This is a genomic window from Pacificibacter marinus, from assembly GCF_018860665.1.
In the GTDB taxonomy this organism is placed as follows: Bacteria; Pseudomonadota; Alphaproteobacteria; order Rhodobacterales; family Rhodobacteraceae; genus Celeribacter; species Celeribacter marinus_A.
Genome location: NZ_JAHKPK010000062.1, coordinates 74,075 through 90,594, shown reverse-complemented (window position 1 = coordinate 90,594; position 16,520 = coordinate 74,075). Strand labels below are relative to the sequence as shown.

Annotated in this window: 16 protein-coding genes and 1 tRNA gene; 5 read left to right on the top strand and 12 right to left on the bottom strand. The window is 52.3% G+C overall.

Annotated elements, in window-relative coordinates; genetic code table 11:
- Positions 1–3 precede the first annotated feature (3 nt).
- Together odhB and lpdA are read left to right on the top strand one after the other, a co-directional pair.
- Complete coding sequence (gene odhB, locus KO497_RS17415) at positions 4–1,485, top strand: 2-oxoglutarate dehydrogenase complex dihydrolipoyllysine-residue succinyltransferase (RefSeq protein WP_215945229.1); 1,482 nt, start codon at positions 4–6, stop codon at positions 1,483–1,485.
- Between the two features lie 100 nt (positions 1,486–1,585).
- On the top strand, positions 1,586–2,980 hold the full coding sequence (gene lpdA, locus KO497_RS17410) for a dihydrolipoyl dehydrogenase (protein ID WP_215945228.1): 1,395 nt from the start codon (positions 1,586–1,588) through the stop codon (positions 2,978–2,980).
- A 64-nt stretch (positions 2,981–3,044) separates the two neighbouring features.
- On the opposite strand, the gene KO497_RS17405 is transcribed toward lpdA, so the two are convergent.
- The 3 genes from KO497_RS17405 to KO497_RS17395 form a co-directional block, all read right to left on the bottom strand.
- Positions 3,045–3,527, bottom strand: a complete 483-nt coding sequence (locus tag KO497_RS17405; protein ID WP_252729771.1) for an acyl-CoA thioesterase — start codon at positions 3,525–3,527, stop codon at positions 3,045–3,047.
- Positions 3,528–3,577: 50 nt separating this feature from the next.
- Positions 3,578–4,231 carry a GntR family transcriptional regulator gene (locus KO497_RS17400; RefSeq protein WP_436799300.1) on the bottom strand — a complete coding sequence of 218 codons (654 nt, stop codon included), beginning with the start codon at positions 4,229–4,231 and terminating at the stop codon, positions 3,578–3,580.
- A gap of 80 nt (positions 4,232–4,311) precedes the next feature.
- Complete coding sequence (locus KO497_RS17395) at positions 4,312–5,025, bottom strand: M48 family metallopeptidase (RefSeq protein ID WP_215945295.1); 714 nt, start codon at positions 5,023–5,025, stop codon at positions 4,312–4,314.
- A gap of 192 nt (positions 5,026–5,217) precedes the next feature.
- On the opposite strand from KO497_RS17395, the gene KO497_RS17390 reads away from it, so the two are divergent.
- On the top strand, positions 5,218–5,529 hold the full coding sequence (locus tag KO497_RS17390; protein WP_215945227.1) for a TIGR02300 family protein: 312 nt from the start codon (positions 5,218–5,220) through the stop codon (positions 5,527–5,529).
- A 117-nt stretch (positions 5,530–5,646) separates the two neighbouring features.
- Positions 5,647–5,722 (top strand) — tRNA-Ala (locus KO497_RS17385).
- 160 nt (positions 5,723–5,882) lie between these two features.
- Here KO497_RS17385 and KO497_RS17380 read toward each other — a convergent pair.
- The 8 genes from KO497_RS17380 to KO497_RS17345 form a co-directional block, all read right to left on the bottom strand.
- On the bottom strand, positions 5,883–6,539 hold the full coding sequence (locus KO497_RS17380) for a nucleoside triphosphate hydrolase (RefSeq protein ID WP_252729770.1): 657 nt from the start codon (positions 6,537–6,539) through the stop codon (positions 5,883–5,885).
- The gene (locus KO497_RS17375) at positions 6,536–8,035 is read right to left on the bottom strand and encodes a mannitol dehydrogenase family protein (protein ID WP_215945226.1); all 1,500 of its coding nucleotides are present in this window, start codon (positions 8,033–8,035) and stop codon (positions 6,536–6,538) included. Before KO497_RS17375 ends, KO497_RS17380 begins: the two co-directional genes overlap by 4 nt.
- Position 8,036: 1 nt before the next feature.
- Positions 8,037–9,041, bottom strand: coding sequence for an ABC transporter ATP-binding protein (locus KO497_RS17370; protein ID WP_215945225.1), 1,005 nt, complete (start codon positions 9,039–9,041; stop codon positions 8,037–8,039).
- A 12-nt stretch (positions 9,042–9,053) separates the two neighbouring features.
- Positions 9,054–9,884 carry a carbohydrate ABC transporter permease gene (locus KO497_RS17365; protein ID WP_215945224.1) on the bottom strand — a complete coding sequence of 277 codons (831 nt, stop codon included), beginning with the start codon at positions 9,882–9,884 and terminating at the stop codon, positions 9,054–9,056.
- A gap of 13 nt (positions 9,885–9,897) precedes the next feature.
- Entirely contained in the window at positions 9,898–10,773 is an 876-nt protein-coding gene (locus KO497_RS17360; RefSeq protein ID WP_215945223.1) for a carbohydrate ABC transporter permease, read from the bottom strand.
- Between the two features lie 133 nt (positions 10,774–10,906).
- A complete protein-coding gene (locus KO497_RS17355; protein WP_215945222.1) occupies positions 10,907–12,223 on the bottom strand; it encodes an ABC transporter substrate-binding protein in 1,317 nt (438 codons plus the stop codon).
- Positions 12,224–12,318: 95 nt separating this feature from the next.
- Positions 12,319–13,344, bottom strand: a complete 1,026-nt coding sequence (locus tag KO497_RS17350; protein ID WP_215945221.1) for a LacI family DNA-binding transcriptional regulator — start codon at positions 13,342–13,344, stop codon at positions 12,319–12,321.
- Between the two features lie 199 nt (positions 13,345–13,543).
- On the bottom strand, positions 13,544–14,116 hold the full coding sequence (locus tag KO497_RS17345; RefSeq protein WP_215945220.1) for a TetR/AcrR family transcriptional regulator: 573 nt from the start codon (positions 14,114–14,116) through the stop codon (positions 13,544–13,546).
- A gap of 99 nt (positions 14,117–14,215) precedes the next feature.
- On the opposite strand from KO497_RS17345, the gene KO497_RS17340 reads away from it, so the two are divergent.
- Complete coding sequence (locus tag KO497_RS17340; RefSeq protein ID WP_215945293.1) at positions 14,216–14,785, top strand: carboxymuconolactone decarboxylase family protein; 570 nt, start codon at positions 14,216–14,218, stop codon at positions 14,783–14,785.
- A gap of 89 nt (positions 14,786–14,874) precedes the next feature.
- On the opposite strand, the gene KO497_RS17335 is transcribed toward KO497_RS17340, so the two are convergent.
- Positions 14,875–16,500: an alpha-D-glucose phosphate-specific phosphoglucomutase gene (locus KO497_RS17335; RefSeq protein WP_215945219.1), complete on the bottom strand. Its 1,626-nt coding sequence runs from the start codon at positions 16,498–16,500 to the stop codon at positions 14,875–14,877.
- Between the last annotated feature and the right edge of the window lie 20 nt (positions 16,501–16,520).

The window sequence follows — 16,520 nt, the reverse complement described above, 5'->3', positions numbered from 1 at the left end:
CCAATGTCTGTTGAAGTCCGCGTCCCAACCCTAGGCGAAAGCGTCACCGAGGCCACCGTAGCAACTTGGTTCAAAAAACCAGGCGACGCCGTTGCCGTCGATGAAATGCTTTGCGAACTAGAAACCGATAAAGTCACCGTCGAAGTGCCCTCCCCTGCGGCGGGCACACTCGGCGAAATCGTAGCCGCAGAAGGCGAAACAGTTGGCGTTGATGCCCTGCTGGCCACCTTGAACGCTGGCGAAGCTGCCGCGCCTGCCCCTGCTGCGGCCTCTGCTGCGACAGCCCCCGCCGCTGGCGGATCGTCTGTTGATGTTATGGTACCGACACTTGGCGAATCCGTGACCGAGGCCACCGTGGCCACATGGTTCAAAGCTGTCGGCGACACCGTCGCGCAAGACGAAATGCTGTGTGAACTTGAGACCGACAAAGTCTCTGTCGAAGTGCCTTCTCCTGCGGCTGGTGTTTTGACAGAAATCGTGGCTGCCGAAGGCGACACCGTTGATGCCACTGCAAAACTTGCTGTGATTTCTTCTGGTGCCGGCGCTTCTGCCCCTGCCCCTGCGGCTGCGGCTCCTGCTGCTGCAACATCAGGCAAAGACATTGAAAATGCACCATCTGCCAACAAACTGATGGCTGAAAACGGTGTAAACCCAGCGTCTGTTTCCGGCACCGGCAAAGATGGCCGTATCATGAAAGACGATGTGCTCAAAGCCATGTCAGCACCCAAAGCAGCCCCTGCGCCTGCGGCAGCAGCACCACGTGCGCCCTCTGCCCCTGCGGATGCAGCGCGTGAAGAGCGTGTGAAAATGACCAAACTGCGCCAAACAATTGCGCGCCGTTTGAAAGAGTCACAAAACACCGCTGCGATGCTCACCACCTACAACGAAGTCGACATGACCGAAGTGATGGCGCTGCGCAACGAGTACAAAGACCTGTTCTTGAAAAAGCATGGCGTGAAATTGGGCTTTATGTCCTTCTTCACCAAAGCCTGTATCCACGCTTTGAACGAAGTGCCTGAGGTCAACGCCGAAATCGACGGCACAGACATTGTGTACAAAAACTACGTCAACATGGGCATCGCCGCAGGCACGCCAACAGGTCTTGTTGTGCCTGTGATCCGTGACGCCGATCAGATGTCTTTCGCGGGTATTGAAAAAGCGATCGCAGAAAAAGGCGCCCGCGCCCGTGACGGCAAATTGTCCATGGCAGAAATGCAAGGCGGCACGTTCACCATCTCCAACGGTGGTGTCTACGGCTCCTTGATGTCGTCTCCGATCCTCAACCCTCCACAGTCTGGCATCTTGGGAATGCACAAAATCCAAGACCGTCCTATGGCGATCAAAGGCCAAGTTGTGATCCGTCCGATGATGTACCTTGCCCTGTCTTACGATCACCGTATCGTCGACGGCAAAGGCGCCGTGACCTTCCTCGTGCGTGTCAAAGAAGCGCTGGAAGATCCACGTCGTTTGTTGATGGATCTGTAAAATCAGACGGGCGGGCTTCGGTCCGCCCGACTTTTCTAAACTCATTTTTCTAACTTTATGGGTTGAGACTTGCGCTCCCCATTATCTAGGAGAAACCATAATGGCTTCCTACGACGTAATCATCATCGGTGCTGGCCCTGGCGGCTATGTTTCTGCAATCCGCTGTGCGCAGCTCGGTCTGAAAACGGCCGTGGTTGAAGGCCGCGAGACACTTGGCGGTACTTGCCTTAACGTGGGCTGTATCCCGTCCAAAGCGCTGCTCAACGCGACGCATCATCTGCACGAAGCAGAGCACAACTTTGCCAAGATGGGCCTCAAAGGCAAATCGCCATCGGTCGACTGGAACCAGATGAAAGCCTATAAAGATGACGTTGTTGGCCAAAACACTGGCGGCATCGAATTCTTGTTCAAAAAGAACAAAATCGACTGGATCAAAGGTTGGGCCTCTGTCCCTGCGGCGGGCAAAGTGAAAGTCGGCGACGAGGTACATGAGGCGAAAAACATTGTTGTCGCGACAGGCTCGGTTCCGTCCTCATTGCCTGGCATCACCGTCGACAATGACGCAGGCGTTGTGGTCGACAGCACAGGTGCGCTTGAATTGCCAAAAGTGCCTAAGAAAATGACAGTGATCGGCGCGGGCGTTATCGGGCTTGAGCTTGGCTCAGTTTACGCACGTCTTGGCACCGAGGTGACCGTTGTGGAATACATGGACGCAATCACCCCCGGCATGGACGCAGACGTCCAGCGCACGTTTAAGAAATTGCTTGAAAAACAAGGCCTGCAATTCATCATGGGCGCGGCTGTTCAAGGTGTTGAAGCCAATAAAACCAAAGCCAAAGTGTCTTACAAACTCAAGAAAGACGAGTCAGAGCACGTGCTTGACGCAGATGTCGTTCTTGTTGCCACAGGTCGCAAAGCCTTTACAGATGGTCTTGGCTTAGCGGAAGCTGGCGTTGAATTCACAGAGCGCGGTCAGGTGAAAACCGACGCACATTGGGCCACAAACGTTTCTGGCATCTATGCCATCGGTGACGCTATCGTCGGACCTATGCTGGCACACAAAGCTGAAGACGAAGGCATGGCCGTCGCAGAAGTTCTCGCGGGCAAACATGGCCACGTGAACTACGACGTCATCCCCGGCGTGATCTACACATCGCCAGAGGTCGCAACTGTTGGCAAAACCGAAGCGGCGCTTAAAGCCGAAGGTCGCAAGATCAAAGTCGGCAAATTTTCATTCATGGGCAACGCCCGTGCGAAGGCTGTGTTCCAAGGCGACGGTTTCGTGAAACTTATTGCGGATGCGGACACTGACCGCTTGCTGGGCGCTGCCATCATCGGACCATCAGCTGGCGACATGATTCATGAGATTTGCGTTGCGATGGAATACGGCGGCTCGGCGCAGGATGTTGCGATGACATGCCACGCGCACCCAACCTATTCCGAAGCCGTGCGCGAAGCCGCACTGGCCTTGGGCGATGGCGCGATCCACGCGTAAAATCGACTTATGACAATATGAAAAGGCGCCCAAGCGGCGCCTTTTTTGCGTTTAGAGCTGTGTTTTATTTGCTCATCTCTGAGATTTCTTGCAATCGCGCAGCGTGCTCTTTGCGCAATTCCTTGCGCAACTCAGCAGCGTGCCAGCGACGACGGTCCAGCTCTGTCATCGGTTGGAACTGAGGTGCTGCAACCGGTTTTCCATCTTCATTCACCGCAATCATTGTAAAGTAACAACTGTTGGTGTGGCGCACTTTGCGGGTGCGAATGTTTTCCGCCTCGACCCGCATACCGATTTCCATCGATGAGCGCCCCACATGATTTACGGACGCACGAAAATGCACCAATTCGCCCACATGAATAGGTTCCTTGAACACCACCTGATCCACAGACAAGGTCACCGCATATTTGGCCGAAAAACGTGAGGCACATGAAAAGGCAACCAAGTCGAGAATTTTCAACAAAGCCCCCCCATGAACCTTGCCAGAAAAATTCGCCATTTCCGGCGTCATGAGTTCAGTCATTTCTAAAAAGCGTGCATTTTCCATTGGGATCTCATTATATTTTTTATGACAGTCGTTGAACAAAGACGCTCACGTCAGACAGCGAGCAATCGCAATCCTTGCGTCACGTCAGATCGCAAGGCCAGGCGCAGCCCAGGTTCATCACCAGCGCGCAAAGCGGCCACGATAAGACGATGATTATGGGGCACCTCGGTACGATTAAGCCGTGAATACATAGCACGCATGGTCGGCCCCAGTTGCAACCAGACGGTTTCAGTCATGGCCAACATCGCAGGCGCTTGAGCACGCAAATAAAGCGTGCGATGGAATTCAAGATTGGTGCGGATATAGCCGACATCATCGTGCTTTGCAGCGCATTCAGCGATTGAGGCATTGATCGCCTGCAGCCGGTCAATCAACGCCAAGTGAGCCCGCGGCAAAGCCCGCGAAGCCAATTCAGGTTCGATAAGTGCGCGAATGGAGGCGAGTTCTTCAAGGCGTTCATTGGACAGCTCGGGTGTACTCACGCGACCCGACGATGACAAAGACAGCCCGCCATCCGCCACAAGGCGACGCACGGCTTCACGCGCGGGCGTCATAGACACCCCAAAGGTTTTGCCAATCCCGCGCAGGGTCATGGATTCTCCGGGGCGCACTTCCCCGTGCATAATTTGGGTGCGCAACGTCCGGTAGACGCGATCATGTGCCGACGATGCGGTTTCATTGGGTTTTGGAGCTTGAATCATCATTGGATCAATGTGATCACAAAGAAAGACAACGTCAATTGCCCTATTATTTTCACCGGTTCAAAAGCGTCAAGCGTGACCAATTAAGCGCCGTTTGAACCGTCTAAGCCTTTAAACTGCCACGCATGCAAAACTTGCCCCTCGGTACGCAGCCAGTCACGGTGCATCGCATAGTCTGGGCAAACCCGTGCGACATGCGTCCAAAATCGGTCAGAGTGATTCATTTCCAAGCGATGCGCAACCTCGTGAGCGGCGACATAATCAAGCACAGCTATCGGCGCCATCACGAGTCGCCAAGAATACATAAGATTGCCGTCACTGGTACAAGACCCCCAACGCGATCGAGTGTCTCTAATGGTCAGACGCGCATAATCTGTGTCCAAGGCTTTGGCGTATTTATCAGAGGCTGCACGCAGATAGGTTTTAGCCTGCAATTTTAAGAACGCTTCAATCCGTGGACCGACCATATTGGGCGCATTTGGCACCAACAACCTGTCCCCCTCAAGGCGGGCTGCGCGTCCAGTTCCCACGACCACCGACACGTCTTGACCAAGGAACGGCACAGTCGATCCAATCGAGGCGACACGTCCCACAGGCAGCTGTTCTAGATTGTCGCGAATCCAACTTTCTTTCTCGCGTAAAAAAGCCATCGCCGCCCGTTCGCTGGCGCGCGGAGGCAAAGACAGCGTCACACGCCCGTCCAAACGCGACACCCTTAAAGACAGCCTGCGTGCGCGCGCCGAGCGTCGCAACACGACGGATACAGGGGGGTCGCCATCTAAGATTGCTTGATCCATTGTCGCGCGCCTGTCTGAGGGGCTAAGGGGTGTGCCAAGCCCTGATGTGGGCCTTCGCCCAAGAATACCTGCGCGCAAGCCAACAGACCACACCCAAAACACCTTGAAACCCGAAAAGCCTTTGACACGCCCCAATTGATATGGCATGGCGCGTCATCTCCGAAATGGAACGACACGACGAAAGGGATTGTCATGCCCAAAGAAGAATGGGGCGTAAAGCGCCTCTGCCCCACAAGCGGTAAACGATTTTTCGACCTCAACAAGGACCCAATTGTTTCGCCATACACTGGCGAAGTGGTGACCTTTGACGCGAACAATAAATCGCGCGTTGAAGCAGCCGAGAAAAAAGCGCCTGTCGAAGATGAAGTCGATGAAGTGGACGAGCTGTTGGTCGTCGATGACGATGAAGACATCGATATCGATGATGACTTGCTAGAAGACGACGATGACGACAACGTTTCACTCGATGAAATCGCTGACGTTGCCTCGGACGACGACGAGTAAAATCGCGTCTAAGTCGACTTTTTGCTTGAACTCCAAGCTGAGTCGCAATACCTAACGCGGCAGGGCGATATAGCCCGCCGCAGACCCGCCAATTTAGCGCGGAATGCACTGGTTTCAGGGGCCTTAGCTCAGTTGGTAGAGCGCTTGCATGGCATGCAAGAGGTCAGGGGTTCGACTCCCCTAGGCTCCACCAAACCCCTTTTGGAAAGGGACGCATAGTCGTTCCATTTTCAGCTACATTTTTCCATTTTAGTGAAATTGAAGCGCTTGAGCACTATGGTGCGATCTCAGCCAGTTTAGCGGATTATGTTGACACGTATGTCTCGACATTCCTGCGTCTTTGATGATCTTTCTCAATCAAGATCGCTTTGATGCAAGATCAAATCAGCCGCCACGCTTTCATCCAAAATGCGTTCAGCATTGGGCAGATCGTTGCCGCTGGCGCGTTGCAATGCAGCCTCAGGCGAATGTCCATGATCAATCCAGCGTTGCAGCAACCTGGCACGCAAGACCTCACGTGCCGGAGAGACAAAAACAGTCGCAGAAAAGAGATCTTTCAACGACGACCAAGGGGCGGATTCGAGCAAAAGGTAATTGCCCTCGACCACGACAATGGGCGTTTGGGGATGGATGGAAAGTGCCCCCGCAACCGACATATCTATTCCGCGATCAAACCGCGGAAAGAACAGCTCGTGGGATTGATCTCGCAAACGGCCAAGAGCGGCACAGAACCCATGCGCATCAAATGTTTCTGGTGCACCTTTACGGTCAAAAAGCCCTTTGGCCTTCAAGATAGCATTATCTAGATGGTAGCCATCCATAGGCACGAGTGCGGCCAACGGGACATCCCCCTTGGCCGCATCATTCAACGCAGTGACAACAGCTTCGGCCAAAGTTGATTTTCCTGACGCGGGCGGACCTGCGATACCGATCACGGTTCTGCCGCTATCAGTCGATCCTGCGCGCGCCATGGCACAAACAGCTTCAACATCAGCCTGAAAGGTCGTCATGCTCTTAGGCCATCACAATCTCCGGCGTCAGAGACCTCACAATAGGCTGCCAAAGCCGCGCTCAGTCCATCGTTCCAAATCATGCCCAACCAATGATCGAAAGCCGCTGCAAATGCAGGGTTTTGCGCCAAATCACCATAGATTGACTGTTGATCAAGCCAAGCCTGCGGGCGCAAGCGCGCGACTTCAGCCGTCGCATGAAGTGCGTCCCACATTGGATCGTTCGGCTCAATCTGGCTGCCGTCCTCACGTGTGCCCTGACACATGCGTGCCCAAGCGGCCTCGACCAAGGCAAAGCCGTCTAGCGGTGTGCCCTTGTCGATGGCTTTGCGCACCAATGGCAAAACAAAACCGGGGTGGCGCGCACTGCCGTCATAAGCCACGCGACGAGTCGTATCGCGGATTTTTGAATTTGAAAAACGAGACTTGATCAAAGTGACATAGTTCTCTGGCGTCATGTCAGGAACGGCCTCGACATGCGGAACAACCTCGTCTAGGGCAACTTTTTCGAACAACCCAGCGATCAGCGGATGCTCCATACAGTCAGAAATCGTCTCAACCGATAGAACCTCTGCCACATTGGCGATAACTTGATGACCCGCATTCAGGATGCGAATTTTCATCGTCTCAAAGGCATGCACGTTATCTGTAAAGGTCACGCCAACCTTTTCCCACGCGGGGCGACCAGCACAAAAATCGTCTTCTATCACCCATTGACGGAAATTTTCATGGCTCACAGGAGCTGTGTCATCAACGCCCGCTGCGCGCGCGGCCTCAATCAAAGCAGGTCCAGTGGACGGCACAATAGAATCGACCATCGAATTCGGGAAGCTACAACTTTCTCCAATCCAATCGGCCAAATCAGGGTCCTGAAGGCGCGCAAGGCCAATAATGGTTTGACGCAAAACATCGCCATTGCCTTGTAGATTGTCACAGCTTTGCGCCGTAAACGGACCTGTGCCTGCAGTGCGGCGCATTTTCAAAGCTGCAACCATCGCTCCAAATGCCGTGCGCGGGGCGTCAGGGTGCTCCGCATCATAAGCGATATCGGGATGTGCGGTATCAAAGGCTTGGGTGACGGGATCGATATAATAGCCACTTTCGGTGACCGTGAGCGCGACAATACGAATGTCAGGCTGCGCCATCCGGTTGATCAACGCCCCGTTGCCATCTTCGATCTGCACGTAATCAATCATCGAACCAACCACTTCCATCGATTGCCCTTGTGGAGACAATTCGATCAAAGTCGTCATATAGTCCTGCGCTGCAAGTCGTGCGCGCATATCGGCGTCATAAGACCGAACCCCCGCGCCAACGATAGCCCAATCGAGCGCCTCACCTTGCTGCATCAGCCGATGCAAATACCACGACTGATGCGCACGGTGAAAGTTACCGACCCCGATGTGGACAATGCCCGGCGTGAGGGCGTTGCGATCATAGTTTGGACGCAAGACGTCTTTAGGAAGATCGTCGAGGTTGGCATTATTGAGCTTCATTTCACGCAATCCTTAGACCCGCGGCATCAAACCGATGCATTTCATTTTTACGCGGATTCAATCCAATTTTATCACCGTGTTTGAGGCTAACATCCCCAATGGCACGGACCGTCAACATTTCACCTAAGCCTGTGTTATGAATATGGAAAAATGTATCAGAACCGAGGTGTTCAGCCACGCCAACAGTTCCGTTCCATTCACCTTCGCCATCAACAACATCGATGTGTTCAGGGCGCACGCCGATTGTATGCGCGTCGTATTTGGCCGCCTCTTCACCTGTGATCAGGTTCATTTTAGGTGACCCAATAAAGCCAGCAACAAAGACATTGCGCGGCGTGCGATACAACTCAAGCGGACTGCCGATCTGTTCGATCACACCGGCTTGCAGAACCACAATTTTGTCGGCCATTGTCATGGCTTCAACCTGATCGTGTGTCACGTAAACCATCGTAGTTTTCAGGCGTTTGTGCAGTTCGGAAATTTCCAAACGCATGCCCACACGCAAAGCCGCATCAAGATTTGACAACGGTTCGTCGAACAAGAAAGCTGAAGGTTCACGTACAATCGCACGGCCAATGGCAACACGCTGGCGTTGACCACCAGACAACTGACCTGGGCGACGATCGATGTAGTCTTTCAGGTTCAGAACTTCGGCAGCCGCATTGACGCGTTTGTCGATTTCAGCCTGATCCATCTTCGCCATTTTCAACGGGAATGCGATATTTTTGCGCACCGACATATGCGGGTAAAGCGCATAAGATTGGAACACCATCGCCAGCCCGCGTTTGGCAGGCACCAATGACGTCGCATCCGTGCCGTCAATTTCGATATGGCCAGACGAGATGTCTTCCAATCCTGCAATCAAACGCAGCAAGGTTGACTTGCCGCAACCAGATGGTCCGACGAAGACTGTGAATTCACCTTCGTGAATGGTGAGATCAAGTGGCGGAATGACTTGGGTATTGCCAAAGCTTTTGGTCACTTGTTTGAGTTCGATTTGTCCCATGAGCAAGGTTCCTTATTTCACCGCGCCAAAAGTCAGGCCGCGGACAAGTTGTTTCTGGCTGAACCAGCCAAGGATGAGAATTGGAGCGATCGCCATTGTAGAGGCCGCACTGAGCTTCGCGAAGAACAGACCTTCAGGGCTAGAATAGCTGGCAATAAAGGCTGTCAAAGGCGCCGCTTTGGCGGCAGTCAGATTGAGCGTCCAAAAGGCTTCGTTCCAAGCCAGAATGAAGTTGAGCAACAAGGTCGACGCGATGCCAGGAATGGCCATAGGCGTGAGCACATAAAAAAGCTCTTGGCGCAATTTCGCGCCGTCCATACGTGCGGCCTCAAGAATTTCCCCCGGAATCTCGCGGAAATATGTGTAAAGCATCCATACAATGATCGGCAGGTTGATCAGCATAAGCACCACAATCAGACCGAGCTTTGTGTCCAGCAGATTGAACTGAACAAAAATCAACGAGATCGGGTAGAGAACGCCAACCGCAGGAAGCATCTTCGTTGATAACATCCACAGAAGGATATCTTTCGTGCGAACAGAAGGTACAAAGGCCATGGACCATGCTGCAGGTATGGCTATCAAGGTGCCAAGCAGAGTTGATCCGCCAGCAATGGCCACCGAGTTCCACAAGAAACGAAGATAATCAGATCGCTCTTGAACCGAAATATAGTTTTCCAGCGTCCAGTCAAAGTTGAAAAACAAAGGCGGGTCGTTGATCGCCTGAGCTTCGGTTTTGAAACTGGTGAGAATGGTCCAGAAGATTGGAAAGAAGATCACTAAGCCGATAGCCCATGCCACGGCGGTCGTAATGATCTTGCGACGTGTTGATGTCATACGTGCCATATGTCTGCCCCTACTAATCTAGATTTTTGCCAACGATGCGCATCAAGAAGATAGCAACGATATTGGCTAGGATGATGGCATAGACGCCGCCTGCGGATCCAAGTCCGATATTTTGGCTGTCGATGACACGTTGGAAGATGAGGAATGTCAGTGTACGCGTCCCAAAAGCACCGCCGGTTGTGACAAAGATCTCAGCAAAGATCGACAAAAGAAAGATCGTCTGGATGAGGGTCACAATCGTAATGGCACGCCCCAAGTGCGGAAGCACGATATAGAAAAACCTGCTTAAAGGCGAAGCACCATCAATTTCAGCGGCTTCGAGTTGCTCGCTGTCAAGAGATTGGATCGCCGTCAGCAAGATCAGTGTCGCAAAAGGCAACCACTGCCATGACGCAATCATAATGATTGAGGTCAGAGACGCGTCTTGCAACCAGGCAATCGGTTCGGCCCCAAAGAAACGCCACAGATGCGAAAATATACCGTTGACCGGGTCCATCATCATGTTTTTCCAAACCAGTGCGGACACTGTTGGCATAACAAAGAACGGCGCGATCACGAGGATACGGACGATGCCCTGCCCCCAAATCGGTTGATCAAGAAGCATTGCGAGCAAAATGCCGAACACCAATGTGATGATCAAAACGCCGCCCACCATAACGAGAGTGGTTTGAACTGAGGGCCAGAAAGCGCTGGATGATAAGAAGCGTGCGTAGTTGTCAAACCCGACCCAATCAAGGCCACGTTCGATGCTATCGCCACGCATCGGAAGATATTTTGTAAACGAGAACCAGAGCGTCAATATAAGCGGCACCAGCATCCATCCCAAAAGAAGGACAACGGCAGGGGCCATCATAATACGAGCAGCGGAACGGGATGCTTTGGTAGCCATTGGAAACTTCACCTTTCGCGAGCGCGCTGAATTATGGCGAGCACACTAATTTGAGTCGTAAAAGCAAACTGGGGGGGAGACCAAATAAATCGAAGGGCGAACTCAGCGCCCGCCCTTCGATCAGGAGGAGCTCCTAGCGGTAGCCAGCGGCTTCCATAGTGTCATTGGTAATCGCTTGAGCTTTCTCAAGCGCTTCCTCAACAGTCTGTTGACCAGCATAAGCCGCAGAGAATTCTTGGCTTACTTCAGTCGCCATGCCTGCGTACTCAGGAATAGCAACAAACTGGATACCAACATATGGAACCGGCTGGACGCTTGGGTTGTTTGGATCAGCAGCGTTGATTGAGTCCAGAGTCATCTGCGCGAAAGGCACTTTCAGGTACTCTGGGTTTTCGTACAATGATGTACGCGCACCTGGAGGAACGTTTGCCCAACCCTCATTTGCCGCAACCAATTCGATGTAGGCTTTAGATGTTGCCCATTCGATGAAAGTCTTCGCTTCAGCTTCTTGCTGTGTACCTGCTGGGATCGCAAGAGCCCATGCCCAAAGCCAGTTTGAACGCTTCTCGATGCCTTCAGCATTTGGAGCCAAAGCGAAACCGACAGAGTCTTTCACTGTTGAATCGTCGCCAGTCACAAAGGATGCCGCAACAGTCGCGTCAATCCACATGCCACATTTGCCTTGGTTAAACAAAGACAGGTTTTCGTTGAAACCGTTTGTCGCGTAACCTTCAGGACCGTAGTCGTTCATCAAGTTAACGTAGAAGTTCAGAGCGTCAGACCATTCAGGTTGATCGAACTGAGCGTTCCAGTCTTCATCAAACCAGCGCGCGCCGAATGAGTTACCTGTGACCGTGATGAAGGCACCGCCCTCGCCCCAACCAGCTTTACCACGCAAACAGATACCGTTTACGTCGTTTGCAGGGTCATCCATGGCTGCAGCCGCTTCGCGGATGAACTGCCAAGTTGGGTCTTTTGGCATGTCTAGACCAGCAGCTTCCATCAGGTCTGTGCGATACATAACCATTGAGCTTTCGCCGTAGAATGGTGCTGCATAAAGTGTGCCGTCATGTGACAGGCCATTGCGCATTGCTGGCAAGATATCGTCAACGTCGTATTCAGCTGACAGGTCGTTCAGTGGCACAAGCCAATCGTTTGCACCCCAAATCGGTGTCTCATACATGCCGATTGTCATAACGTCGAACTGGCCACCCTTGGTGGTGATGTCAGTTGTGACGCGTTGGCGCAAAACATTTTCTTCCAATGTCACCCAGTCAACGGCAATGCCAGTTTCTGCGGTGAACTGATCTGTATAGCCCTGCATACGGATCATGTCGCCGTTGTTTACTGTCGCGATGGTGATTGTTGCTGTGGGGTCTGCCGCCATCGCACCAGTCGCCGTGACCAGTGTAAGCGCGGTTGCCGCACAAAGTGTATTCTTCAAAGACATCTGAAATCCTCCCTGATTAGATGTAGTCCAATCAAGGTAGGGGATAAACTATGCTCGCGTCAATCAATATTTTACGCGCGTAAAATATATGGCAGCTAAGCTGACGCACGCAAGATCAACTTTCCTTCTATCCGCGTGCTTTTCCAAGGATTTTCTTCGCCATCAATAGCAGCAAACAAGGCCTTTGCCGCCTGTAATGAGACAGCTTCATAGTTGTGCGAAACCGTTGTCAATGGGGGGCAAGTATAGCGAGTCAGCCGATGACCATCCTGCCCCGCAACCCGAATCGCATCCCCTTCTGAGCGGCCAACAGAAAGTCCATTTTCGTAACAGGCTGTCAAAAAGCCAATGGCCAAGCGGTCATTGCTGCACAAGATGGTGTTCGTTGAAAACAGCTTACGGGCCAAGGCATCGTTCGCACCTCGGAACCCGATTTCTTCAAAAGCCCAGCCTTCTCCTTCGATAGAGATCACCTGCGGCTCGAACCCGAACGAAGCCATAGCATCTAAATAACTTTGGCGGCGACGGTGCGCATTCGGGTTCGCAGGTGTCTTCATCTCAAAAAAGCACGGCGGCTCACCCGAACGACATAAGTAATCTGTAATGTCTCTCGCAAACTGCACATTGTCAGAGCCAACAAATTCGATCCCTATTTCTCCGACTTTACTATCAAATATGAGCGTCGGTACATCTTCGCAGAATTTTTCAAGGACATCTCGATTTGACGCGCGGCCTAATGGCGCAATCAACACACCCGCGGGTTTGAGCGAACGGAGGTTGTCGAGGATTTCGACTTCAAACTTTGGATCGCCGTGCGAACTGAACATCGTCGGCCGATATCCTGCGTCAATACAATGCTGTTCAAGGTTCCGTGCAATTTCGGCAAAATACGTATCCGACAACAGAGGCACAACGATACCAATGTTTTTGGTCATCGCTCTGTTTTGGTTCATCGCATAGATGTTGGGTCGATAATTATATTTATCTATCGCGGCTTCAATGCGTTCGCGCGAAGATCGGCGTACGCTATCGGGGTCATTAAAATATTTGGAAACGGTCGGTCTGGAAATCCCACTGATCGCGGCAAATTGCTCCATGTTCTTTATACCGCTATCAGACATGAAACCTCTCCCTATTTTCCACCATAGCAATTTAAACTTGCCGCGCGCAAAAATTCAATCCTTTGCCGGAAACCTTTTGTAAAATCTAAAAAGCGTGATTTTTAAACCGTCATGGTTGAGACACAAAGACATCACGCGCAGCGACGCAGAGCGTTGCCCACGCCATCCTTCGCATTTTCTACGGCATGCATCTGGAAGGTCAAAGACGCGCCAAGCTGTCGGCGATCTCTGTTGCGATAGCGCGCGCATCGCAACCTTCACGCTCGGCAGATACACGCAAACCCAAAAGGTCCGACTGATATCGCCGTGCAAGCACTTTGGGGTCATGCGCATCATCAATGTCACCACATGATTGCGCCTGTGCAAAGAGGTCGGCAAAACTGCCCTCCATACGCAGCAGATGCTGATTGGCTTCTTTTGCCAATGGGTGCTTGTGCGCTTGAAGCTCTAACAAAGTTTTGGACAACATACAGGCTTTCGCGGGCGCATCGTCATTGTCTATGGCCATCATAGGAAAGCGTTGCAGCGCTTTGAGCGCGCCATGTTTTTCAACCAACGCATTGATGCGCGCCAGCCCATCCGCTGCATATTGAGCCATAGCAAGCTCGAACAAAGCGTCTTTGGATCCAAAGGCAGCATAAAAACTGCCGGGCTTCATGTGCAAAACAGCTTCCAGATCTTTCAAAGAGGTGCCCGCCCAGCCGCGTTGCCAAAACAGATCACGGGAGCGGTTGATCAGGTCAGTCCTGTCATAATTCGGTTTGCGGGGCATTGGATCACCAATTGTTGAACGATTGCTCAATTATATACTTGAGTGATCACTCAATAAAGCATAAAGATGCAATATACAAACTTTATGAAAGATATTCAGATGTTGAACTTCCCATCACACGACCTCGAAACGGCTCCAGAAGCGTCCAAGCCTTTCTTGGAAAACTCACAAAAAGCGTTCGGCCGCCTGCCAGGCTTGCACAAAGTTTTGGCTGAAAGCCCACAAGCTTACGAAGGCTACCAAATCCTTCACAAACTCTTCACTGAAACTGACTTTGATGCGGATGAGCTGACAGTTGTTTGGCAGTCGATCAACGTTGAGCACGCGTGCCACTACTGCGTTCCAGCACACACAGGCATCGCAAAAATGATGAAAGTGTCTGATGAGATCACAGAAGCACTGCGCACAGAAACGCCGCTGCCAACTGCGAAACTCGAAGCTCTGCGCACGTTCACTGTTCAAATGGTTCGCGCACGCGGCAACGTATCTGAGGCACAGATGCAAACTTTCTTCGACGCAGGCTATGGCCACCGCGCGGTGCTTGACGTGATCTTGGGTCTAGCTCAAAAAACCATGTCGAACTACATCAACCACGTCGCAGAAACACCTGTTGACGAAGTGTTCAAACCACTCGCATGGACACGTAGTGACAAGCCTCTCGAAGTTTAATTCTTTCGAGATCTAAAATTTAAGGGCGCGCCAACACCTGAGTGTGAGCGCGCTCTTCTTCATTCGAATATTAACGTATTTACAACAGCTTATGTGATGACATCTGGCGCCGTACGGCCAGAGAACTCTTCAATCTGAATGATCGTATGTGCCGCTTTGAGAACATCAGCTAAGGCGTCTTGCGGGTCTTGATCGAAATCGTTCAAGTCCAGTTTTTCAACATAGAGCCGCAGCGTTGCGCCGCTTGTGCCAGTGCCAGACAAGCGCACGACAAAACGCGCGCCACCTTCAAACACAACCCGAACACCTTGATGCGCAGAGGTACTGCCATCCACCGGATCAAGGTAGGAATAGTCATCCGCCGCCTCGACTGTGAGCGCACCAAAGCTTTGACCTTTCAGACCCGCCAAAGCACCGCGCAACGCGGTAATCATCGCATCGGCCTTGTCGCTTTCAATCGCTTCAAAATCGTGGCGTGAATAGTAGTTGCGACCGAACTTGGCCCAATGATCTTGCATGATTTGAGGCACAGATTTGCCTGTAGCAGCCATGATGTTAAGCCACATCAGGACAGCCCAAACACCATCTTTTTCCCGCACGTGATCAGAGCCTGTACCAAAGCTTTCTTCGCCACACAAAGACACGCGGCCATCGTCCATCAGATTGCCAAAGAATTTCCATCCTGTTGGCGTCTCGTAACATGCGATGCCAAGCGCATCAGCCACACGGTCCACAGCCGCCGACGTAGGCATTGAGCGCGCAACGCCTTTGAGACCCCCAGCATACCCCGGTGCCACGGTGGCGTTGGCGGCAATCACCGCAAGACTATCAGAGGGGCTGACGTAACAATTGGGACCAACGATCATATTACGATCGCCGTCACCATCAGAAGCACAACCGAAAGCTGGTGCGTTTTCCCCCATCATTTCATCCATCAACTCATGGGCCCAAGTCGGGTTGGGATCAGGGTGCATACCGCCGAAATCAGGCAGTGGTGTGCCATGCACGACAGAGCCTTTGGCGGCCCCCAACAGGTCTTCGATAATCGCAGAAGCATATGGTCCCGTGATGGCATTCATCGCGTCAAAGCGAATGGCCGTGCCGCCCGCGATCATTTTGCCAATGGCGGGAAAATCAAACAGACTTTGCATCAAATCAACATAGGCCGAGACCGGATCAACGATCTCGATTTGCATATCGCCAAGAGTTGCAGCGCCAATCACGGACAGATCAACGGAGCCACCCTCAAAGATATGGTATTCTTTAATCGATTTGGTCACACCGAAAATCGCGTCTGTGACGCTTTCAGGCGCTGGTCCACCGTTGGCCATGTTGAACTTGATGCCGAAGTCTTCATCGAGGCCGCCGGGATTGTGACTGGCTGACAGGATGATGCCGCCGTCCGTTTTCATCGACCGGATCAAATGCGACGCAGCAGGCGTTGACAGCAAACCGTTTTGCCCTGCGATGGCTTTTGCCGCTCCGTTGGCCGCAGCCATGCGCAGAATAATTTCCGTGGCTTTGTCGTTGTAAAAACGCCCGTCGCCACCAACGATCAAGGTTTTGCCTTGAACCCCGCCAATGCCATCAAAAATGGCTTGGACAAAGTTCTCTAGGTAATGCTCTGTCATGAAAACACGGCATTTTTTACGCAAGCCCGACGTTCCCGGTTTTTGACCTTCTATCGGTGCGGTATTGATCGTTTTTTTCGTCATCGTAGAAATCCTTTAGCAAA